At 52.7% G+C, this 21,262-nt stretch carries 18 protein-coding genes; 13 read left to right on the top strand and 5 right to left on the bottom strand.

The annotated features are described in order from the left end of the window. Nucleotides 1-6 precede the first annotated feature (6 nt). Nucleotides 7-1,752 (bottom strand): tetratricopeptide repeat protein, encoded by a 1,746-nt coding sequence (locus AB2U10_RS01195; RefSeq protein WP_367914545.1) that lies wholly within the window; start codon nt 1,750-1,752, stop codon nt 7-9. A gap of 216 nt (nt 1,753-1,968) precedes the next feature. On the opposite strand from AB2U10_RS01195, the gene AB2U10_RS01190 reads away from it, so the two are divergent. The 7 genes from AB2U10_RS01190 to AB2U10_RS01160 all read left to right on the top strand — a co-directional run bounded on the left by AB2U10_RS01190 (nt 1,969) and on the right by AB2U10_RS01160 (nt 10,657). Beyond that, nucleotides 1,969-3,594: a tetratricopeptide repeat protein gene (locus tag AB2U10_RS01190; RefSeq protein WP_367914546.1), complete on the top strand. Its 1,626-nt coding sequence runs from the start codon at nt 1,969-1,971 to the stop codon at nt 3,592-3,594. Next, nucleotides 3,594-4,370: a lipoprotein insertase outer membrane protein LolB1 gene (gene lolB1, locus AB2U10_RS01185; RefSeq protein WP_367914547.1), complete on the top strand. Its 777-nt coding sequence runs from the start codon at nt 3,594-3,596 to the stop codon at nt 4,368-4,370. Before AB2U10_RS01190 ends, lolB1 begins: the two co-directional genes overlap by 1 nt. Before the next feature lie 2 nt (nt 4,371-4,372). Further along, the gene (locus tag AB2U10_RS01180) at nt 4,373-5,746 is read left to right on the top strand and encodes a murein hydrolase activator EnvC family protein (protein ID WP_367914548.1); all 1,374 of its coding nucleotides are present in this window, start codon (nt 4,373-4,375) and stop codon (nt 5,744-5,746) included. A 27-nt stretch (nt 5,747-5,773) separates the two neighbouring features. After that, on the top strand, nt 5,774-6,583 hold the full coding sequence (panB, locus tag AB2U10_RS01175; protein ID WP_367914549.1) for a 3-methyl-2-oxobutanoate hydroxymethyltransferase: 810 nt from the start codon (nt 5,774-5,776) through the stop codon (nt 6,581-6,583). Next, nucleotides 6,584-8,593, top strand: coding sequence for a ComEC/Rec2 family competence protein (locus tag AB2U10_RS01170; protein WP_367914550.1), 2,010 nt, complete (start codon nt 6,584-6,586; stop codon nt 8,591-8,593). After that, the gene (locus AB2U10_RS01165; RefSeq protein ID WP_367914551.1) at nt 8,590-9,114 is read left to right on the top strand and encodes a DUF2911 domain-containing protein; all 525 of its coding nucleotides are present in this window, start codon (nt 8,590-8,592) and stop codon (nt 9,112-9,114) included. The genes AB2U10_RS01170 and AB2U10_RS01165 overlap by 4 nt, the downstream gene beginning before the upstream one ends. A gap of 88 nt (nt 9,115-9,202) precedes the next feature. Continuing rightward, on the top strand, nt 9,203-10,657 hold the full coding sequence (locus tag AB2U10_RS01160) for a Gfo/Idh/MocA family protein (protein WP_367914552.1): 1,455 nt from the start codon (nt 9,203-9,205) through the stop codon (nt 10,655-10,657). Between the two features lie 171 nt (nt 10,658-10,828). On the opposite strand, the gene AB2U10_RS01155 is transcribed toward AB2U10_RS01160, so the two are convergent. Then, nucleotides 10,829-11,608, bottom strand: a complete 780-nt coding sequence (locus AB2U10_RS01155; RefSeq protein WP_367914553.1) for a UDP-2,3-diacylglucosamine diphosphatase — start codon at nt 11,606-11,608, stop codon at nt 10,829-10,831. Between the two features lie 127 nt (nt 11,609-11,735). On the opposite strand from AB2U10_RS01155, the gene AB2U10_RS01150 reads away from it, so the two are divergent. Beyond that, complete coding sequence (locus tag AB2U10_RS01150) at nt 11,736-12,116, top strand: response regulator (RefSeq protein WP_367914554.1); 381 nt, start codon at nt 11,736-11,738, stop codon at nt 12,114-12,116. Nucleotides 12,117-12,122: 6 nt separating this feature from the next. Next, complete coding sequence (locus AB2U10_RS01145) at nt 12,123-12,893, top strand: MBL fold metallo-hydrolase (protein ID WP_367914555.1); 771 nt, start codon at nt 12,123-12,125, stop codon at nt 12,891-12,893. 267 nt (nt 12,894-13,160) lie between these two features. Here AB2U10_RS01145 and AB2U10_RS01140 read toward each other — a convergent pair whose 3' ends face one another. The 3 genes from AB2U10_RS01140 to AB2U10_RS01130 form a co-directional block, all read right to left on the bottom strand. Next, nucleotides 13,161-13,607, bottom strand: a complete 447-nt coding sequence (locus tag AB2U10_RS01140; protein WP_367914556.1) for a 3-oxoacyl-ACP synthase — start codon at nt 13,605-13,607, stop codon at nt 13,161-13,163. Nucleotides 13,608-13,638: 31 nt separating this feature from the next. Further along, nucleotides 13,639-14,844 (bottom strand): ATP-grasp domain-containing protein, encoded by a 1,206-nt coding sequence (locus AB2U10_RS01135; RefSeq protein ID WP_367914557.1) that lies wholly within the window; start codon nt 14,842-14,844, stop codon nt 13,639-13,641. 97 nt (nt 14,845-14,941) lie between these two features. Further along, the gene (locus AB2U10_RS01130) at nt 14,942-15,334 is read right to left on the bottom strand and encodes a DUF1573 domain-containing protein (RefSeq protein ID WP_367914558.1); all 393 of its coding nucleotides are present in this window, start codon (nt 15,332-15,334) and stop codon (nt 14,942-14,944) included. Nucleotides 15,335-15,538: 204 nt separating this feature from the next. On the opposite strand from AB2U10_RS01130, the gene AB2U10_RS01125 reads away from it, so the two are divergent. The 4 genes from AB2U10_RS01125 to AB2U10_RS01110 are packed head-to-tail and all read left to right on the top strand — an operon-like array spanning nt 15,539 to nt 21,175. Next, complete coding sequence (locus AB2U10_RS01125; protein ID WP_367914559.1) at nt 15,539-17,953, top strand: alpha-ketoacid dehydrogenase subunit alpha/beta; 2,415 nt, start codon at nt 15,539-15,541, stop codon at nt 17,951-17,953. Nucleotides 17,954-17,988: 35 nt separating this feature from the next. After that, nucleotides 17,989-19,368, top strand: a complete 1,380-nt coding sequence (locus AB2U10_RS01120) for a dipeptidase (protein WP_367914560.1) — start codon at nt 17,989-17,991, stop codon at nt 19,366-19,368. Further along, a complete protein-coding gene (murQ, locus tag AB2U10_RS01115; protein ID WP_367914561.1) occupies nt 19,365-20,192 on the top strand; it encodes an N-acetylmuramic acid 6-phosphate etherase in 828 nt (275 codons plus the stop codon). The genes AB2U10_RS01120 and murQ overlap by 4 nt, the downstream gene beginning before the upstream one ends. Further along, complete coding sequence (locus AB2U10_RS01110; protein WP_367914562.1) at nt 20,189-21,175, top strand: VWA domain-containing protein; 987 nt, start codon at nt 20,189-20,191, stop codon at nt 21,173-21,175. Before murQ ends, AB2U10_RS01110 begins: the two co-directional genes overlap by 4 nt. Nucleotides 21,176-21,262: the final 87 nt, after the last annotated feature.

Genomic DNA, 21,262 nt, shown 5'->3' with positions numbered 1-21,262 from the left:
TATTCGTTAAATCGTCTTAACCAGCTCGTTAACCGTCATTGATTCCGGGAGGTCCAGCTTTTTCCGGATCCGGTACCAGTTGGTTCGAATGCTCTGCGACGAGACCCCCAGGGCGGTGGCCATTTCTTTGGTCGAGAAGTTGAGTTTGGTGAGGGAAATAAACCGGATCTCAGCAGGGGAGAAGTTGGGGTATTTTTCCCTGAGCCGGTAGAGAAAGCCTCCGTGCACCTGTTCAAAAAGAGATTTGAACTGGAGCCAGTCGTCTTCGGTGAGAATGGTAGTCTGCTGGAGCTGAAGAAGGAGGTCAGGGTCTGTGTGCTTATCCAGCTGTTTTTCCAGCTCTTCTATCAGCCTGTTTTTCTCCAGGATGCTTTCGGTAAATCGTTTTAAATTAAGCCGGGCCGCTTCCAGTTCCTGGGAGGCCTTCTGCAGCTTCAGGTCTTTGGCCAGCTGCCTTTTCTTCTGGACGAAATACGTGAGGGCCATAGCAATGCACAGCAGCAGCACCAGCAGCAGGAGCAGGTTTCTTTCGGCGGCTTTCCTTTCACGTTCCAGGGTAATGGCCGCCTGGTGCAGCTCTTCGTTCTGGCGGTCTACTTTTTGCTGGGCCCGCAATACTTTTAATGCGCTGAATTTTTCATTGTACCGGTTCAGTGCGGTTATGGAGGAATCTACGTACTGCTTGGACCGTTCCATATCTCCGGCAGCGGCATACCATTTGCTCATGACCGGGTACAGCAGCCGTAGACGGTCGGGCTGTTCTGCCTTTTGAATGTAGTGCCGGGCGTGGGCAATGAACGTTTTCGCCAGGTTCATTTTCCCTTTTTCGCGGTAGATGTCGGCCAGCAGGATAGAAGCCCCGGCAGCACAGCCATAGTCGTTCTCAGCCACCGCACCGGAGAAATCGGTCTCCAGCAGGGGAATGGCCAGGTCGTATTGTCCGCTCAGGTAGCGGTTGGCACCCATATTACCCGTGCTTATCCTTTTCCAGACCTGGGCTTCGGGGAAAGTGGTCTTCAGCACTTGCCCAAAGTAGTAATCGGAGCTGTCGGGCTTACTTTCCTGCTGGTAGCATAAGCCCAGGTTGTTCCGTGCCGCATTGATGACCATGGTATTAAACGTATTCTCGGGCAATGCCACGGCTCTTTTGAAGTAGCTTTTGGCAAGCGGGTAATCCTGGAAATAAAAATACGCTTCTCCTATCTGCATCAGGTCGCGGGCCATTTCGGGGTATTGGTCTGCATCTATGGTGGTCAGCTCTTTGTCCAGCAGCAGGTACTGCTCAAAAGCCAGCTCGTAATTTTTCTCGATCTTCCAGTAAAATTCGGCTAAGGCCCGTAAGGAGCGGGCCCTTAAAAAATCGGTATTTTCTTTGGTAGCCTGGTCCAGCTGCTTCTTTAGCTGTGCAAGCGATACGTCTTTGGGCTGAAGCTGGTAGAAGGTATTCCAGAAAACAAGAAAAAAGTCTACATTCAGCTCCAGGGGCCGGTCTTTGTGCTTTCGGGCGAAGCTTTTAATTTCTTCGGCTTTCTCGGCCCGTTTTACGGAGTCGCTTATATGGATGAGGTCGGTGTACATGGCATGAATGCCCAATACCTTTTTGCCGTATGGCTTATGCAGCAGCGAGTCGTACTGGGCGGGTGCAGCAAGAGAAGAAAGCAGGCACAGCACCAGTAGTCCCGTAAAAGAGAACGATTTGCTTATGTGCCTGACCGGGCAGATCAATACCGGGAAACAAGGATTCAGCCCCATGACACGCAGACACTTTTGATTGATAAATAGGGTCATCCGACAAAAACGAAACCAAAGATAAGGGAAACTCGGGAATTCCGGTGGTTTTACGACCGTCAAAACTGTTTTTCACCCGAACAGAAGGGTACTGCAGGCCCGAAAGAAACAACCCCTGATTTGCGCATTAACAAGAAAATAGTGAAATTTACGTTTTTTAAAGGCATATCATTATTCACCATGCGATTACTGGCTTTTCTCTTTTTCTTTTCAGCAGTGGCGCTGGGGCAGACCCGGCCAGAGGCTACGGCAGGAGAAAGCACCTTCACAGAGGGCATGAAGCTTTTTGTGCTGGAAGATTATGCCGGGGCATTGAAGCAGTTTGAGACCTGCGTAAAAGTGAACGAGAAGTCGGCGGCGGCGTTTTACATGAAGTCGCGGGCCGAAAGCGCGCTCGAACAGAACGCAAAAGCAGAATTAAGTGCGGCCTCAGCCGTAGAGCTTGACCCCAGCAGCGTCTACTACCTTCAGAATTATGCGGATATCCTGCAGAAAAATCATAAAAGCAAAGAAGCCCGGAACGCCTGGCGTGAGCTTATCCGTCTGAAGCCCGGTGATGCCGATGCCTATTATCACCTGCTTGAGCTCCAGGCCGATGCAGGAGAGTCTAAAGAAGCCCTGAAAACCCTGGAGCTGGCAGAAAAGCAATTTGGCGCTTCAGAAAAGATCACGAAAGCCCGGCAGCTTATCCTGCTGAAGGAAAATAAAGTAGGAGCCGCCCTCAAAGAAGGCGATAAAATGGCAGCGGAGAACCCGGAGTTTGTACTTAACCAGGCCGCTATACTGATCCGTAACGGGAAGCAGAAAGAGGCCGTAAAGCTTTTGGAGGAGGCCATTGCCGGCCACCCCGATCTTGCCGATGCCTACGGGCTGCTCAGTGAGCTGTATGCCGGTGAGAAAAACCGGGAAGCCTCCCGTCAGCTCACCGGTCAGGTGCTGCAGCAGGCGGCCTTCCCCTATTCGTTAAAAGTAAATGTATTGGGAAACCACCTGCGGGCGTTCGGGAATAATGCCGCCAGCCTGGAATCGTTGCTCGAAAGTGCCCAGGCCCTTGCGGCGGCCTACCCGGATCAGGCCCGTGCTTATCTCTATTCCGGCGATATCAGCTTCCGGTTGGGGAAACCCCTGCAGGCCCGTGCGCATTACAGCAAAGCCGTGGAGCTGGACAAAAACCAGTTTGAAGTATGGCTGGCCCTGCTCCAGATCAACTACCGCCTGGCTGATTTTGTCCGCCTGGAAAAAGATGCGGATCAGGCTACCGTTTACTTCCCGAATCAACCTGCCATCTGGTTATATCTGGGCCTGGCACAGCAGCAGAACCGCCGGCCCGATGACGCCGAAATAGCCTTTGAAGAAGCCCTTCGCCTGGGTGGAGATGCCGCTGTAAAAGCAGGAGCAGAAGCCGGGATGGCTGCGCTCAAAGGAGGTGAAACCCTGCAAACCCTGGCCAAAAGCCATGCTGACAACCCGTATGTGCAATACTTCTTTATACGGCATATCCTGGCATCTCAGCCGGCAGCAGCTTTGCCGGCAGCCGCTGCGCTAAGCGCCGGGTACCCGGATAACAATGCCTGCAAAATACTTTTTGCGCAGGTTTTAACGGCCAATAAAAAGGCTGAAGAGGCCCTGAAAACCCTCGGGTTTATTCCTGCCGGAGAGGCTTTACTGAGCCCCGGGTATTTTGATGCAAAAGGCGATGCCCTCTCGGCCCTGGGAAGAACCGCCGAGGCACAGGAAGAATGGAAAAAAGCCCTGCAACTTGACAAGACCAACAAAATTATTCAGGAAAAAATAAAACAGATCTGATGCGAATAACCCCCATAGTGACCGTTCTGCTTGTCCTGCTGATGGCCTCCTGCCGATCAGGAAAATTGCAAAAGAAAGGAGTGGATCTGGGAAAGACAACGGCCGACTCTGCGGTTTTTACCCCGGACGTGTCTGTTACCGGGCCGCAGTTTACCGAGCTGGGCTTACGGTCAGAAGCCCGTATCTCCTCGGCTGCATTGTCCCAGAAATTCCCGGTTACGTTTCATATCCGGAAAGACTCGGTCATCTGGGCGTCGGTTTCCGTAGGACTGGAGCTGGGCCGGGCAAAAATCACGAAGGATTCCCTTATTTTTTTAGACAGATTTAACCGGAAAGCCTATATTGGCACCTGGAAAGAGCTGAGCGGGTCTTCAGGGTTTGACCTGAATTACAACCTCCTGCAGGCCGTGCTTACCGGGGGTATGCTGTTTTCTCCTGAAGCAGAAGACGTCGTCGAGCCGGGCAACAGCGTATCGCTTATCCGCCAGGTGCGTAACGGGGTTTCCTTTGAAAGCCGGATCGATAATTCGGTGAATAAGCTTTTCGCGGTAAAAGGAGAAGACCCGCACAGCGGCTCGAAGCTGGAACTCAGCTTCAGCCGTTTTATTGAACAGAAAGAGCAGCTGATCCCTTCGGTCATTTCCATGCTTTTAACAGGCAGGAGCGATGCCCGCCTGGAGATCACGCATTCACGGATTGAACTGGCCGACGAGGGGCTGAGCTTCTCTTTTAGCGTGCCCGCGGGTTACAAAACAGAGCCGCTTCCCGGACTATAGAAATGATGAGATTAACATTTATAATACTTTTGGTAGCGGTTTCATCTGTTTTCGGACAGACACAGAAGAGCCGTGCGGCGCTGGAAGCGGAAAAGAAGGAAAACCTGGAAAGAATAGAGCAGGTGAAGAAGATCCTGGGCCAGACCCAGAAAGAAAAGCGCACTTCGCTCAGCCAGGCCCAGGCCCTCCGGCGCCAGATTGATAACCAGGAGAAAAAGATATCGCTGGCCCAGCAGGATTACGACCTTATCCAGCGGGAAATGGCCGAAAACCTGGCTACGCAGGATACCCTGCGACTGGAGCTGGGAACGCTGCAGAAAGAATATGCGGAGATCATTGTGCGCGAAGCCAAAAACAGCAGGAAGCTCACCCGCCTGGGCTTTCTCTTCTCATCGACCTCCCTGACCGAGCTGTTTATGCGGTACAAATACCTGCAGCAGTATTCGGAAAACCGGAAGGGGAAATTCGAGAAAATCAAAAACCTGGCCGAAGCGCTGAAGAAGCGGCAGGCCGAGCTGGCCCAGGGCAAGGTAAGGCAGGCCAACGTGATCCAGCAGGTATCTGAAGATAAAAAGGGGCTGGATGACCTGAAGCAGAAGCAGGATCAGATCGTCAAAGAGCTCACTTCGAAAGAAGGGCAGCTGAAAACCGAGCTGAAGAAACAGCAGGACGCCCTCCGGCGCCTGAACTCGGTGATCTCGGTGGCCATTGCCCGTGAGATTGCCGCGCGGAAAGCCGAAGAAGAGGCGAAAGCCCGGGAGGCGGCCCGCAAGAAGGCCGAAGAAACGGCCCGGCTGGAGGCCGAACGCAGGGAAGCCGAGCGCCGCAAGGCCGAGCTGGCAAAATCGTCGGGTAAAACGGTTGAGGAGGCCCCTCCGCCGAAAACCGAGGCCGCCCCTAAACGGGAGGAAGCGCCGGTTCGTGAGCCTGCAGCCGCACCTACCCGTGCAGAAGTGGCTACCGTGGCCACCGGTAAGTTCAGTGCCGCTAAAAACAAGCTGTCGTGGCCGGCAAACGGCTTTATCTCCAGCCAGTTCGGTGTACGTGACCATGCAGTGCTGAAAGGCATTAAAGTGGATAATCACGGCGTAGACATCCGTACCGCGCCGGGGGCTGAGGTACGTTCCGTATTTGAAGGCGTAGTGCTGGATATCTCGGAAATTCCCGGGCTGAACTATGTGGTAGCTGTGCAGCACGGCGATTATTATACGGTTTATGCCAACCTGGCCAGCGTGGCTGTACGGGTAAACCAGAAAGTTTCGGGCCGGGAGATTATCGGTACGGTAGCCGAGAAAGACGGCGTTCCCGAGATCAACTTCCAGGTCTGGCATAATTTTACCAAATTAAACCCTGAGCTCTGGCTGGGATCTAAATAGTAAGCGGTATGCAAAACAGTAAGCGGTATGCAAACAGAAATTAAACGGATAACCACCAACACCCTTCGCGAATTTAAGCAGAAGGGTGAAAAAATAGCCTGCCTTACGGCGTATGATTTCTCTATGGCCAGGCTGGTGGATGCCGCCGGCATAGAGGTGATCCTGGTAGGCGACTCGGCCTCCAACGTAATGGCAGGGCATGAAACCACGCTCCCCATTACGGTAGACCAGATGATTTACCATGCCCAAAGCGTGGTGCGGGCCGTAAAACGGGCACTGGTGGTGGTTGACCTGCCCTTTGGCAGCTACCAGGGCAACTCTTCCGAGGCCCTCCGCACTGCCGTGAGAATCATGAAAGAATCAGAAGCCCATGCCGTAAAAATGGAAGGCGGTGTGGAGATAGAAGATTGTATACGGCGGGTATTAAGTGCGGGAATCCCCGTGATGGGCCACCTGGGCCTCACCCCCCAGTCCATTTATAAATTCGGTACCTATACCGTGCGGGCAAAAGAAGAGCAGGAAGCCGCCTTGCTGCGGTCTAATGCCCGCCTGCTCGAGAACCTGGGGTGCTTTGGCGTGGTGCTCGAGAAAATCCCGGCCCGCCTGGCTGCTGAAGTAAGCCGCTCCCTGGATATTCCTACCATAGGCATAGGCGCAGGAGGCGGTTGCGACGGACAGATCCTGGTGATTCACGATATGCTGGGAATCAGCAAAGACTTTTCCCCGCGTTTCCTCCGCCGGTATGCCGACCTGGCCCAGGTAATGACAACGGCTTTTACCCACTATATCAGCGATGTGAAAGCGGGAGACTTCCCGAACGAAAAAGAATCGTACTAAATGATATTCAGAACGTATCCGGCTTTACGATACCTCCTTTTTCTTGTAGCAGGTATTTTATCTTCGGATAAGCTGAATTCCTTTTGGCTCCTGGCCGGTGCCGGGATATTCCTTCTTTTCGTCCTTCTTTCCCTGAAAATAAAAGGCCTGAGACACACAGTTCCCGTATTTTTTTTCTTCCTGGGCGGGGCTCTTCCCCTGCTTCATCAGCCGCCGGCTCCCCTGTTGCATAGGGCTGAGGGACTCCTGGTGGAGATCGGCTCGTATACCGAAACCCGGCCGGCTTCGTATAAGGCAACGGCCCGGGTATTGGCAGAATACCGGCAGGAGAGGTGGCAGCCTTCCGAAGGTAAAGCCCTACTGTATTTTGACCGGAAGGTTGGGGTGATCCCTGAATTCGGGGAGATTTATGCGGTAAAGGGCCCCTTCAGGGAAATAGAAAGCCCGAAAAACCCCTATGAATTTGATTACCGGCAATACCAGGCCCGGAACGGCATCTTTCACCAGCAGTTTCTCCGGGAGGGCGACTTCCGGAAGCTGGGCGTCACGGAAAAGAAGTCGTTGTTTTACTATGCCAACCGGGCCAACGTTTATACCCACCGGGTATTCAGCGAAGTGCTGAACACCCCGGCTCTGCTGGGCGTGGCAGAGGCCATGATCGGCGGCATGCGTTCCGAGCTGAACACAGAAACCCTGCAATGGTATACCGATACCGGCACTGTGCACGCCCTGGCCGTATCCGGAATGCACATTGCCATTCTTTTCTGGGTGCTTAACGCCGTATTCGGTTTTTTCCTGAACAGGCGTAAGCTGCCTTTTATTGCCTGTGTGCTCTTTTTCCTGTGGTCATATGCCGTTTTTACCGGGTTGAGCCCCAGTGTTTGCCGCTCTACGCTGATGTTCACCATCTTCCAGGTAGGAATTTTCCTGAGAAGATCGGGTAACCCGGTCAATACCTTGTTTTTTTCGGCACTGATCCTGCTGATGATGGTGCCGGCCTGGATCTATGACGTGGGCTTTCAGCTGTCTTACCTGGCTGTTCTGGGCATCCTGGTGCTTTATCCCTGGCTGCTCCGGAAGCTCCGTTTCCGGCAGCGGGCCCTCCAATGGCTGTGGGAGGCTACGGCGGTGTCTGTGGCTGCCCAGGTGTATACACTGCCGCTTACGCTATACTATTTTCACCAGTTTCCCAATTATATGCTCCTGGCCAACCCGGTGGTGGGGCTGATCTCCATGCCCCTGCTCCCTGTAGGCTTGCTGCTGCTTTTCCTGTTTAAAGTGCCGGTGGCCGGCTTCGTGCTGGGCTGGGTTTTCAAAGGGCTTATTGTGATCATGAACGCCTGTGTGTATTATGTGCATACACTGCCTGCAGCCGTTACGTACGGCCTGGCGCTATCGGTGACCGGTGTAATCCTCCTGTACGGTATAATTCTTCTTTTCCAGGCTTATCTGAAGTTCGGAAGGGTGGTATACCTCAACCTGGCGGCTACGCTGGTGTGCTGCCTGATGATCTGGGGTACGGGCAAAAGAATACGGCAATCGCGGCAGGCAGGGCTTACTTTTCATGCTATTCCCGGGGGGTACGGCATAAGTATGGTAAAAGGCCGGTCGGCCGTATTTTTATCGTCTGACTCGCTTACCCGTGAGTCGCTGGTAGAGAAATACCAGCTCCGGAATTATTATGATGCCCTGGGCATTTCCGGGAAAACAACCGGGATCGTGGCCGACCGCAGCAATGAGCTGATCAGGAGTGAGCTGGGCGATATCTTCTGGGTGAAAGCCGGGAATACGCGCACCCTGCCCCGGGCCCGCTATACGGTGGTGTCGCACAATGCCCTGGATCCGGGTACCGAAGTGCAGGGAACCCGCCTGATCCTGGATGCCACCAACCGCTGGGGCTACATTGAAAAGATGCGGACCGCCCATGCAGATGTTATTGTTTTGAACGAGACCGGGTCAGCCACCTTTGCGCTGCCCGATCCGGAATATCCTACCGGAACCCGCCTATGAACAAACTATTCAATACCCTTTTCTGGACGTTCATCCTGATGGCTATCATGGCCGTTCTGCTCAAGATCGTCATTGGCCGGCTGTATGAGAGTGAAGAGTCTGAAAAACGGATAGGAAGCCTGGTGGTGTCGGTGAAATACAACAAAGCCGAAGCCGGGGAAGACCGGATCTTCGGCTACCGGGTACCCTACGGTATTGTGTGGCGGACGGGTTCAGGTGACGCCACGGAAATCCGTTTTTCAGAAGATTGCTTTTTTGGCGGAAAGAAAATTAAAGCCGGTACCTACAGCCTCTGGACCGTGCCCGGCGAGAAAGAGTGGATCGTTATCCTGAACTCGGAAACCGGGCAGTACGGTACCCGTTATGACCCCTCGCGCGATTACCTGCAGATCAGGGTGCCCTCAGAGAAGCTGGCAGACCGGCGGGAGAGCCTGAGTATCCGGGTAATGGAAAACCGCAGGGGGAAACCGGTTTTACAGATACGCTGGGAATACACCCGGGTAGAAGTAGAAATCAGGTAGAAACGTTTTTTTACGCAGCTGCACCCGGAATGAAGCGCTCACAACCCGGAATTTTTCATACATTTGATAAAAACTATTCGTAGACCTTATGAAAAAAAACAACAATTCAAGGAGAGACTTTCTCCGGAAGGGAGCCCTGGCCGCCGCAGGCTTTTATATTGTTCCGCGGAATGTGCTGGGTGGACCGGGCTTTATTGCGCCCAGTGACCAGCTGGTGCTGGCGGCCATCGGAGCGGGCGGCAAGGGGCGCAGCGACATTAAAAATGCTTCGGTAAACGGAAGGGAAAGGGTTATTGCCCTTTGCGATGTAGACTTCTCCGGAAGCGCATCGGCCAGCGTGAAAGAATTCCCCAAAGCTAAGCTCTTTGCAGACTACCGCATCATGCTGGAAGAAATGAAGGAAATTGATGCCGTGACCATCTCTACACCTGATCATGTACATGGCCCGGCAGCGGCATTTGCCATGCAGAGAGGCAAGCACGTGTATGTGCAGAAACCCATGACCCATAATATTCGCGAGGCCCGGTTGCTGACCGAAATGGCCCGTAAATATAAAGTAGTGACCCAGATGGGCAACCAGGGGGCTTCCAATCCCCTCCTGAAGAATGTTCAGGCCTGGGTAGACTCAGGGAAGATCGGCAAGGTGTCAAAAGTGCAGATCTGGACCAATCGTCCGGTGTGGCCCCAGGGAAATCCCATGCCGAAGCCGGATGCCAGCCAGAAGCCCCAGGATCTGAACTGGGATCTGTGGCTCGGACCAGCCGAAGAAACCCCCTATATTCCGAACATGCATCCTTTCAACTGGCGGGGCTGGTGGGATTACGGTACCGGCGCATTGGGTGATGTAGGCTGCCACCTGATTGATATTCCTTTCCGTACGCTCGGGCTGATGTATCCTACCGATGCGGAATGCAGCGTGGGTTCGGTATTCTCTAAAATGTGGAATGCCGACTACAACCCCGAAGGCGCGCCTCCGTCGTCTATTATCACGCTCCATTTTAATGCAACGAAAAAGAATGCCTCAAAAATAGAAATGACCTGGATGGATGGCGGGCTGAGGCCACCCCACCCTGAGATCATCCCGGCAGACCACGATATCGGCGGACCCGGAAGTGCTAACGGGGTACTGATGATCGGCGAGAAGGGAATTATCTCTACCAATATCAATGACAGCTCGCCCATGACGCCCAAGCTGTACCTGAACGACGGCACCACCGAGTTTCCCCAGGAACCTGCCGGCGAAAAAGAGCCGGAATACGGCCATCAGCGGCGGTGGGTGGATGCCTGTAAAGCGGGCTTCAGCAGCAAAGAGCACAAAGGTCTTACCTCTTCATTTGACTATGCCGGCCCTATGACCGAAACCGTGCTCATGGGTAACCTGGCCATCAGGAGCTACATGATGCGCAGGCAGAATGAAAAAGGAGCCTGGGAGTTTTTTGCCCGCAGAAAGCTGCTTTGGGACGGTGAGAATATGCGCATCACCAACATGGAAGAAGCCAACCAGTTTGTAACGCGTAAATACCGGAAAGGCTGGGAAATTTAACCGGGAGGAGATGGGAGAGTTTCCCTGATTGTACCTGGTTCCCGACTTCGCCCGGTTCTTGACTTCGCCCGGTTCTCGACTTCGCCCGGTTCTCGACTTCGCTCGAACTGACAGGAGCCGTCGCCACTTGTCAGTTCGAGCGAAGTCGGGAACCGGGTATAACCATAGCCCTTATTCCACCCTGAAATCTTTCAGCTGCAGCTCCGTTCCGTCAAAAACCGCATACGAAAAGAAGCGGATCCAGTCGCCGAGATTGATGTACCGGCTGTTTTCAGTAAGGGCAATATCCAGCTTTTGGTGCCGGTGTCCGAAAATATAATAATCGCGGTGTTGTTTTTTCTCTTCTTCGAGGCTGTAGAGGTAGAGCAGCTCCTTCTCTTTTGAAATGAACCCGTCAGCGTCTTCCTCCTTATCGTGTTTTTTCCAGGAATTACCGGCCCAGGTATAGCCCAGCCATAAGCTGAGGTCAGGGTGCAGCAGCTTGCGGAAAAGCCAGCGGCAGATCCGGCTTTCAAAAATCACTTTCAGGAATTTATAGGTATAGTCGCCCGGTCCCAGGCCGTCGCCGTGGTCCACATACAGGCGCTTTCCCCCTACCAGGTATTCGCGGGGCCCGCGGTAAATTTCGGCGCCGAATTCCTGCGTGAAATAATCCCGCATCCACATGTCGTGGTTGCCCTGGAAAATGATGAGGCGGATGCCGGAGTCACTTAGCTCGGCCAGCTTGCCAAACAGGCGGGAATACCCCTTGGGCATCACTCTTTTATGTTCAAACCAGAAATCAAACAGGTCGCCTACCAGGAAAATCACCTGGGCATCGGCTTTGATCCCGTCCAGCCAGCGACAGATCAGCTTTTCACGCTGCCTGCTCTTTTCGGGCCCCGGAGCGCCGAGGTGAAAATCAGAGGCAAAGTAAATTTTTTTTCCGGGCCTGAGATTGATTTGTTCCAAAAGGTATTTTTTCCTCAAAATTAATTATAATCCCGATGGAAATGTAAAAAATAATGCAAATCACTCTGCCCGTACTTTTGTTGAATTTATATTTGACCTATATTTGAGGAAAATAAATTTATTAGATATGCCTACTCCAAACAGGGTGCTTATAGCTGAAGACAGTTCCGTCATCCAGAACCTGGTAAAAAAGATCCTGGAATTCCAGAATTTTGAAATAACAGCCGTAAAAAATGGGGAACAGGTATTGCAAATGTTGCAAAAAGAGCATTTTGATATCATTCTTTTGGATATCAATATGCCCGTTATGGATGGTATGGAAAGCGTGAAAGCCATACGTGCGCTGGCCGATAAAGACAAGGCCAGGGTACCTGTAGTGGCCATTACGGGAAATGCCCGGAACTACTCGGAAGAAGAATTTAAGGAAGCCGGCTTCAATGAAGTACTGATGAAGCCGCTTAATTTTGATAAGCTGGTTATGGTGGTAAAAGAGCTCACCGATAAGTAAAAAGCAGTGGTCAATATTACTTTTTTAGGAACAGGCACTTCTTCAGGGGTGCCTGTTCTTACTTGTACCTGTGAGGTGTGCCGCTCGGCAGACTACCGCGACAAGCGCCTGCGGTCTTCGGTGCTTATCCGGTCAGGAAATACAAGTGTGGTCATTGACACCGGCCCTGATTTCCGGCAACAGATGCTGCAGACCGGCGGAGTACGCATAGATGCCGTTCTCTACACCCACGAGCATAAAGACCATACGGCCGGCCTTGACGACATCCGTCCGTACAACTACCTGCGGGGCAGAAAAGAGCAGATCCCGCTTTACGCCCGGCCGCACGTGCTGGCCCAGATCAGGCAGGAGTTCGGCTATATTTTTGAAGAAAATCCCTATCCGGGTGTACCGCTGGTCAGTACGCACAGCATCGGGAGCGAGCCCTTCGAGGTAGGTGACATGACCATCCGGCCCATTGAAGTGATGCACCATCAGCTTCCCGTGCTGGGCTTCCGGGTAGGCGATATTACCTACATTACCGATGCCAATTTTATTTCGGAATCTGAAAAAGAAAAAATAAAAGGCTCAAGGATCCTGGTGCTGAATGCGCTTCAGCGCACCCCCCATATTTCTCATTTTACGCTTTCTGAAGCCGTGGCCCTGGCCGGTGAGCTGGGCGCCGAAACCACGTATTTTACACACATCAGCCACAAGCTGGGCCTCCACCATGAGGTAGAAAAGGAGCTTCCTGCAGGTGTAAAGCTGGCCTATGACGGGTTAGCGGTACGGGCCTGAAAAGGGATTTCACCGCTGCCTGTAAAGAACTCGTCACTATTGCAACCCAAACTAATCCGGGCTTAACCATTATAGCCAGGACAGCGCCCAAGCACAATGCTTCAACCAAAATTTTGGAGAACAATAATTTTGTGTTTACCGAAATTGTGCAGGAGGAAGAAATTGGAGACGCCTGGCTTTGGACGTATAGAAAAACGAAAGGCTGAAAAAGGCGCACTGCTCACAATCTGGTGAGAAAAAACCGGTTTGTAAAAAGTCTTCTTTCCCTTAACTGACCTCCAGCACCCTGCCCTCCCTGCCGTTGACCAAGAAGAGCTCTCCTTTCTTTTTCCCGGCCAGCGCACGGCCGAGAGGAGAATCGAGCGAGATGCACATCACCACCCGGCCCGAAACGGTTACCTTTCCCAGGGCGGCGGATAGCAAAAACCACCCGTTGCCCGTTTGTACCAGGCTGCCTGCCGTGCATTCTTCGCGGGTAACGGTAAAGTCGGTTGCTTCAAATTTCCTGAGCTCCTGCCCCAGGTTTTCCAGCTGTGTACGCAGCATAAACACTTCGTTATGGGCCATGGCCCGCCCGGTTTCGTATTTGTCGCCCATGCTGCTTTTTGATTCCTGGTTGGCCGATTGCTGTACGCTCAGGATATGCTGTTCAAGCTCATCCAGCCTTTTTCCGAACAGGACCCGTGCCTGTGTTACCACCTGGTGCTTATCCACTTTTTGCCGTTATAATGGGAGTATCACCGGGTTAATGCAGTGTTTTATCGGGTGCCGGTGCAGAAGCGTGGTACCCCTGGTCCATGACCATCCGGGCGTATTTATCCAGCAGGTCGATGACCTTTTTCTGCGTTTTGGCTTTTACAATTAAACCCAGGTGGTATTCATCGTCCATGGTCCATACCACTTCCGGATCGTTAAACGGGCTCATGTCGGGGTGCTTATGACCCGAGAGCGTGATCAGGATGCCCGAGTAGTTTTTGCTGACCTTCGGTAGCTTGTACCGGGTTTTGTTTCCTACGGCTGTTTCTATCCGGGCCCATTCTTTCCAGAGATTGATACCCGAAGATACCTCCACCATTTCGGCCAGGTGGGCACCTCCCACGCGTGAGGCGGTTTCCAGGAAATAGAAGTTGCCGTCGCTGTGGCATTGAATGATCTCCGTATGCACGGCAGAGAACCGCAGTCCGAAAGCCTCTATCACCTGGTGGTTCACCAGCGAAAGGGCCTCCTGCTCCAGGGAACCGTGCTCTACCGTCACCGACCGGAAAATACCGCCTCCGTGGGCCACTTCAAACGGGGTGTTGAGGTACCGGCTGCACCGTTCAAAAATTACTTTGTTTTCATAAACCAGCGAATCCACATGGAAAACATCGCCCGGCTTAAACGATTCGATCAGGTAATTGTGCCGTTTTTCTCCGAGGCTGTTGATGTGCTCCCAGGCTTCGTCTTCTGTCAGCACTTTTTTAATGCCCGTGGCAGAGGCTTCCGAGCGCGGCTTGATGATCCACGGGCCGGGAACCGTACTGAGGTAGTGCCGGATATCCCCGTCGTTGAACAAAGCGCTGAACTGCGGAACGGGAATGTTGTGGTCGCGTGCCTGCATGCGCATGGCCAGCTTATCCCTGAAATAGCGGGCGGTGGTTTGTCCCATGCCGGGTATCCGGAAGTGTTCGCGCACCAGGGCCGCCTTTTCCACGTCAAAATCGTCGAGGGCCACCACAAGATCGATCTTCCTGTTCCGGAAAATAAAAGCGGTTCCTTCAATAATGGTCTGGTAAGTGCTGAAACTATTCTCTATATCTTCCAGGTAAAAGAATTCATCAATGCTTTCACGGGGCCAGGCCTTGTGCTCCAGCTTTTTATTGGTCAGCAGGAGAACGGTGTTTCCGCTTTCCCGGGCCGAACGCAGGAAGTCCACACCTTTGAAATAAGTACATATACAAAGAATAGTCATAAGGCTTTTCGATTGGAGGAAATTTGGTAATTCGCCTAAAAATAAGAAAGCCGTCCGATTTTCGGACGGCTTTTGCCAAATATTTTTTTGTCAGAACTTATTTGCCTGAAGTTTTTTCTTTGGGAATCACGTCACCCTTGATGGTTAAAACTTCCTGGCTGTTCTCGGCGTTGCTGATCACGGTGATGGTTTTGTGAAAGGCGTTAGGCCGGTTTTTGGTGTCATATCCTACCTTGATAACCTTGGTCTGGCCGGGCATGATAGGGTCTTTAGACCATTCCGGGGTAGTACATCCGCACGATGCCTGCGCATTGGTGATCACCACAGGAGCCGTTCCGATATTGGTTACTTCAAAAGAATAGTTGATTACACCGGCTTCTTTCACTTTACCGAAATCGTGAACCATTTTGTTGAACTTCAGTTTTCCCTGGGCATGCGATGCTACTGCGAAAAAAAGGATACCTGCCAGGGTAAAAAATAATTTTTTCATCGTTAATTGCTTTTAGTTTAATAAATGCCGTTTCTGATATAACGATACAAATTAAACGGTCATTTTTGAACTATAAAAATTTTTAACACCGCATTAACAAAGCTTTTAAACACGTAAACTTTAAAAAAATTAGGTTAACTTTACCGTACGAAACCTGATCATTTAAGGCATTTAGCGTGCGCTTATCTAATTAACAGACCATATATGAGTGAAATACTTATTGAAAACAATACTTTCAGAGATATTGGTCTCACAACAGACGAAATTCTCAGGGACTACCGGCTGGCCTGCGAAAGCAGGGTTGCCAGCGTGATAGGCCGGAAAGATGTGTTCATGGGTAAAGCGAAGTTCGGAATTTTCGGCGACGGAAAAGAACTGGCTCAGATAGCACTTGCCAAAGTTTTTAAAGCAGGAGACTACCGCTCGGGATACTACCGTGACCAGACCCTGCAGGCCGCTATCGGTGGCCTCACCTGGCAGCAGTTCTTTGCCCAGATGTATGCCCATGCCAATCTCGACCACGACGTTCATTCAGGCGGAAGAGCCATGAACGGGCATTTCGGCAACCATTGGATAGACGATAACGGCAACTGGCTGAACCTGAAAGAAATGAAAAACAGCGTGATGGATGTCAGCTCTACCGCCGGGCAGATCCCGCGCTCGCTCGGTTTGGCTTATGCCTCCAAGCTGTACCGCCACCTCAGGGAGCTGCAGGGGGAAAATCCTTTTTCCGACAGGGGCAACGAGGTATGCTACGCCACCATAGGCGATGCCTCTACCTCACAGGGCATGTTCTTTGAAACCATTAATGCCGCCGGAGTGCTGCAGGTGCCGCTGGTGATCTCCGTATGGGACGATGGCTACGGGATTTCTGTACCCATTCAGTACCAGACGGTTAAGGAGAGCATTTCCGAAGCATTGAAAGGCTTTGAAAAAGAACCCGGTACAAACGGCATCCGGATCATCACCGTTAAAGGGTGGGACTACCCCGACCTGATCCGGGCTTACCGGGAAGCCGAGATCCTGGCCCGGGAAGAGCATATCCCGGTACTGGTTCACGTGGAAGAAATCACGCAGCAGCTGGGCCATTCGGCTTCGGGCTCGCACGAGCGCTATAAGCCGGCGCGGCGCCTGCAGTGGGAGCTGGACTTTGATTGTAACCCGCGATTCAGGGAATGGATACTGGAAAACGGGATCTCGTCAGAAGAAGAGCTGCTCAGGATAGAAAAGGAAGCGGAACAATTTGTCAAAAATGAACGCAAAAAAGCCTGGGAAGAATACCGGAAAGAAATAGACGAGCATAACGGCCGCGTAGCCCGCTTTGTGCAGGAGCATACCGCACAGGTCAGCGGGTTCCCGGAAATGCTGGAAAAAATAAAAAAGCGGCTGGCGTCAGGGAACTCCCAGACGACCCGCCGGGAGGGGATCTCCGCGCTCAAAATGTTTATCCGTATCGTGGAAGACCGGCAGGTACGGCAGCAGGGCACCGCTTTGCTGGAAGAGCTGGAGCAGGTAAACCGCCGGAAATTCAATACCCACCTCTATTCGGAAACACCCTATTCGCCGATGAATGTGAGCCGGGTGGCACCGGTTTATACGGAAGACAGTGAGCTGGTAGACGGCAGAACCATTATCAATACCTACTTTGACGGGCTCTTTGCGGCCGACCCCCGCGTTTTTGCCATCGGTGAAGATATCGGTAAGATAGGCGATGTAAACCAGGGATTTGCCGGCCTCCAGGAAAAATACGGCGAGCTTCGCATAACCGACACGGGCATACGTGAAACCACCATTATCGGGCAGGGTATCGGCGCTGCCATGCGGGGACTGAGACCGATTGTAGAGATTCAGTATTTCGACTATATCTACTATGCGCTGGCCACTCTTACCGATGACCTGGCCTCGCTGCGCTACAGGACCGTAGGAAAGCAGCGGGCACCGCTGATTGTAAGAACCCGCGGCCACCGCCTGGAGGGGATCTGGCATTCGGGCTCACCCGTTGCCGTTATGCTGAACTCATTGCGGGGACTGCACGTGGTGGTGCCGCGGAATTACGTGAAAACGGCCGGCTTTTACAATACGCTGATAAAAGGCGATGACCCCGCCCTCATCATTGAAAGCCTGAACAGCTACCGGGTGAAAGAGCTCATGCCGGTTAACCTTACGGAGGTCTGTGAGCCGCTGGGCGTGCCGGAGATCATCCGCGAAGGCTCCGATGTGACCGTGGTAACCTACGGATCCATGTGCCGTATCGTGGAAAAGGCAGCTGAGCAGCTGGCGCAGTTCGGCATCAGCGTTGAGGTGATCGATGTGCAGACGCTGCTGCCCTTTGATATTCATCACATGATCCTGGATTCCGTTAAAAAAACAGGACGGGTGGTGTTTGCCGATGAAGATATGCCCGGCGGGTGTTCGGCCTATATGATGCAGCAGGTGCTGGAGGTACAGGATGCCTACCATTACCTCGACTCCAAACCCAGGGCCATCAGCGCTGAAGCGCACCGGCCGGCTTACGGAAACGACGGGGATTATTATTCCAAGCCCAACCCGGAAACCGTATTTGATGTGGTTTATGAGCTCATGTCTGAAGCCCGGCCGGACCGGTTTCCGCCCTTCTGAAAGACAGAATAAGAAGATTTTAAAACTATAAATACATGAAGGATTACATCCAATCGAATAAACAACGTTATCTCGACGAACTTTTTGATTTCCTGAGGATCCCCTCGGTTAGTGCAGACTCCAGGCATCAGCAGGACATGCTGCGTGCCGCCGAATACATTCAGGGAAAGCTCCTGGATGCCGGTATGGACACGGCAGAAATCTGTCCTACGGCCGGGCATCCCGTTGTATATTCGGAAAAAAATGTAGATCCTTCCCTGCCCACTATCCTGGTGTACGGCCATTACGACGTGCAGCCGGCCGACCCCCTCGAGCTCTGGCACAGCGCTCCCTTTGAGCCGGTCATAAAAACCACGCCTGTTCACCCCGAAGGAGCCATCTTTGCCCGCGGTGCCTGCGATGACAAAGGACAGATCTATATGCACGTAAAGGCCATAGAGGCCATGCTGAAGCATGACGGCCTTCCCTGTAACGTAAAGATCATGTTTGAAGGAGAAGAAGAGGTGGGATCAGAAAACCTGGGCGAATTTGTCCGGCAAAACAAAGAAAAGCTGAAAGCCGATATTATCCTTATTTCCGATACATCTATCATTGGAAACGATATTCCTTCCGTAGAGACCGGCCTCCGCGGACTGGCCTATATGGAAGTGGAAGTAGAGGGTCCGAACCGTGACCTTCATTCCGGTGTATATGGCGGAGCGGTAGCCAACCCGGTCAACGTGCTGGCACAGATGATTGCTTCGCTGCACGATGAGAACGGGAAAGTGACCGTCAAAGGGTTTTACGATAAGGTGCAGGAGCTGAGTGCGGAAGAGCGGGAGGCCCTGGAAGCTGCACCTTTCGACCTGGAAGAATACAAAAAAGACCTGGGCATAGCAGAAGTCAGCGGAGAGACAGGATATACCACCCGAGAAAGAGCTTCGATACGCCCTACGCTGGATGTGAACGGGATCTGGGGAGGGTACACGGGAGAAGGTTCGAAAACCGTGCTTCCGTCAAAAGCCTTTGCCAAAATCTCCATGCGCCTGGTGCCTGACCAGGACTGGCACGAAATCTCCGACCTGTTTACCGCCCACTTTACGGCCATTGCGCCGCCTACCGTCAAAGTAAAAGTGAAGCCGCACCACGGCGGGCAGCCTTACGTGACGCCTACCGATTCTGCGGGGTATGAGGCGGCTTTTAAAGCCATGGAAGAGGCTTTCGGGAAAACCCCGGTACCTACCCGCGGCGGCGGAAGTATCCCGATCGTGTCGTTGTTTGAAAAAGAGCTGGGGCTGAAATCGATTTTGCTGGGCTTCGGCCTGGATTCCGATGCGCTGCATTCGCCCAACGAGCATTACGGGATTTTCAACTTCATGAAAGGCATTGAGACGATTCCCCTGTTTTACAAATACTATAGCGAGAGTTTCCAATGAGTTCTATTGACCTGAACGGGCTTTCGACCGAAGCCGGTTCTCACCACGATAACCTGGAGAAGAAATCTGTACGGGAAATCCTGGAAGGGATCAACTCCGAAGATAAAACGGTGCCCCTGGCTGTAGAAAAAGCTATTCCGCAGATAGAAAGCCTGGTGAACCGGGCGGCAGAAAGAATGCAGCAGGGCGGGCGGCTGTTCTATATCGGTGCCGGCACCAGCGGCCGCCTGGGCATTGTAGATGCCTCGGAGTGTCCGCCAACCTACGGAGTGCCCTTTGACCTGGTGATCGGACTGATCGCCGGCGGTGATTCAGCTATCCGTAAAGCGGTGGAGAATGCCGAAGATGACCCCGATCAGGCCTGGAAAGATATGGCGCAGTACCATCCCGGCCCCCTTGATACGGTTATCGGCATAGCTGCTTCGGGCCGTACCCCTTACGTGGTGGGCGGGCTTAAAGCGGCCAATGAAAATGGCCTTTTGACCGGTTGTATCGTTTGTAACTCGGGCAGCCCGGTGGCGGCCGGTGCGCAGTTTCCGGTAGAAGTGGTGGTGGGTCCCGAATATGTGACCGGCTCTACCCGCATGAAATCAGGTACGGCCCAGAAGCTGGTGCTGAATATGATCTCTACTACCCTCATGATCCGCCTGGGAAAGGTGAGGGGCAATAAAATGGTAGATATGCAGCTGAGCAATGAAAAGCTGGTAGAGCGGGGTGTGCGTATGATCATGGCCGAAACCGGTGTAGATTATGCGCAGGCCAAAGCAGGGTTGCTGGAGCATGGGAGTGTGCGGAATGCCGTAGATTTTTACCGGGGTAAATGAATTGGTTTTCTCCTTATTGGTTCTATCCCAAAACGTTGCTTTCCTTTTACTGGGCAAACGTTTACCTGCTCTGGCTGCTGGGGCTGGTTCCTTTTTTCTTCTTCCTGAAATGGGTATTCAGCTCGCACCGGAAACAAACGCTCCTTTTATCGGTAGAAGGCCTGGCCGGGAAGAGGGGCCTTCTGGTGAAATTCCGGTTCCTGGTTCCGCTCTTTTTCATGATGGGGGTGGGCTGCCTGGTGCTGGCTATCGCCCGGCCGCAGCTGCCCGGTTCGGGTTCTGAAAACTTTACGGAAGGGGTTGACATTGCCATTGCGGTAGATATTTCTGAATCCATGCTGGCCCGTGATCTGCAGCCCAACCGGCTGGAAGCCGCCAAAAATATCGGCCGGCGCTTTATTGAGGGAAGGATCAATGACCGCATCGCGCTGGTAGCCTTTGCCGGCGAAACCGTTACGCTGAGCCCGCTAACCACAGACTACGTATCGCTGAAAGAGTACCTGGCAGACCTTAGCACCGACCTGGTCAAAACCTCCGGAACGGCCATAGGAACGGCACTGGCCTCCTGCGTGAACAAGCTCAGGGATGTGCCGGGCAAATCAAGGGTGGCCATTATTATCAGCGACGGCGATAATACAGCGGGGGCTATTCCGCCCGAAACGGCCCTGGAGCTGGCCCGTTCGTTTGGTGTGCGGGTATATACCATTGCTATCGGAAAACCGGGCTCAGACGAAGTAGTGGATGAAAAAACACTGCGTATGCTGGCCGGCGGACCGGAAGGCCGTTTTTTCCAGGCTACCGATAATACGGCGCTTACCCGCATTTTTGACCAGATTGACCACCTGGAGAAAAGCCTGGCCGAAAGCGCCCGGGTGTATGACATGACCGATTATTATTACCAGTACCTCAACTGGGGCATCCTCTTCTTTTTGATGTCGCTATTCCTGAGATTTACTTTCCTGGGAAATCTTTTGGAGGACTGATGCAGTGTCTCCGGATTGTGTACATTTGATTTACTAAGGCTTGGTTCTCGACTACGCTCGAACTGACAAGTGACAGCACTTCCTGTC

The sequence above is a fragment of the Leadbetterella sp. DM7 genome (assembly GCF_040829825.2).
Lineage (GTDB): Bacteria > Bacteroidota > Bacteroidia > Cytophagales > Spirosomataceae > Leadbetterella.
The sequence above is the reverse complement of the archived record's forward strand: the minus strand, read 5'-3'. Positions and strand labels throughout refer to the sequence as shown.

Excerpts from the sequence above, each read along its gene's own strand:
- AB2U10_RS01135 (WP_367914557.1), bottom strand. The coding sequence starts at position 14,844 with ATGACTATTCTTTGTATATGTACTTATTTCAAAGGTGTGGACTTCCTG.
- AB2U10_RS01125 (WP_367914559.1), top strand. The coding sequence starts at position 15,539 with ATGAGTGAAATACTTATTGAAAACAATACTTTCAGAGATATTGGTCTC.
- AB2U10_RS01160 (WP_367914552.1), top strand. The coding sequence starts at position 9,203 with ATGAAAAAAAACAACAATTCAAGGAGAGACTTTCTCCGGAAGGGAGCC.
- AB2U10_RS01170 (WP_367914550.1), top strand. The coding sequence starts at position 6,584 with ATGATATTCAGAACGTATCCGGCTTTACGATACCTCCTTTTTCTTGTA.
- AB2U10_RS01195 (WP_367914545.1), bottom strand. The coding sequence starts at position 1,752 with ATGGGGCTGAATCCTTGTTTCCCGGTATTGATCTGCCCGGTCAGGCAC.
- panB (WP_367914549.1), top strand. The coding sequence starts at position 5,774 with ATGCAAACAGAAATTAAACGGATAACCACCAACACCCTTCGCGAATTT.
- AB2U10_RS01110 (WP_367914562.1), top strand. The coding sequence starts at position 20,189 with ATGAATTGGTTTTCTCCTTATTGGTTCTATCCCAAAACGTTGCTTTCC.
- AB2U10_RS01165 (WP_367914551.1), top strand. The coding sequence starts at position 8,590 with ATGAACAAACTATTCAATACCCTTTTCTGGACGTTCATCCTGATGGCT.
- AB2U10_RS01150 (WP_367914554.1), top strand. The coding sequence starts at position 11,736 with ATGCCTACTCCAAACAGGGTGCTTATAGCTGAAGACAGTTCCGTCATC.
- AB2U10_RS01180 (WP_367914548.1), top strand. The coding sequence starts at position 4,373 with ATGATGAGATTAACATTTATAATACTTTTGGTAGCGGTTTCATCTGTT.
- AB2U10_RS01190 (WP_367914546.1), top strand. The coding sequence starts at position 1,969 with ATGCGATTACTGGCTTTTCTCTTTTTCTTTTCAGCAGTGGCGCTGGGG.
- AB2U10_RS01120 (WP_367914560.1), top strand. The coding sequence starts at position 17,989 with ATGAAGGATTACATCCAATCGAATAAACAACGTTATCTCGACGAACTT.
- lolB1 (WP_367914547.1), top strand. The coding sequence starts at position 3,594 with ATGCGAATAACCCCCATAGTGACCGTTCTGCTTGTCCTGCTGATGGCC.
- murQ (WP_367914561.1), top strand. The coding sequence starts at position 19,365 with ATGAGTTCTATTGACCTGAACGGGCTTTCGACCGAAGCCGGTTCTCAC.
- AB2U10_RS01130 (WP_367914558.1), bottom strand. The coding sequence starts at position 15,334 with ATGAAAAAATTATTTTTTACCCTGGCAGGTATCCTTTTTTTCGCAGTA.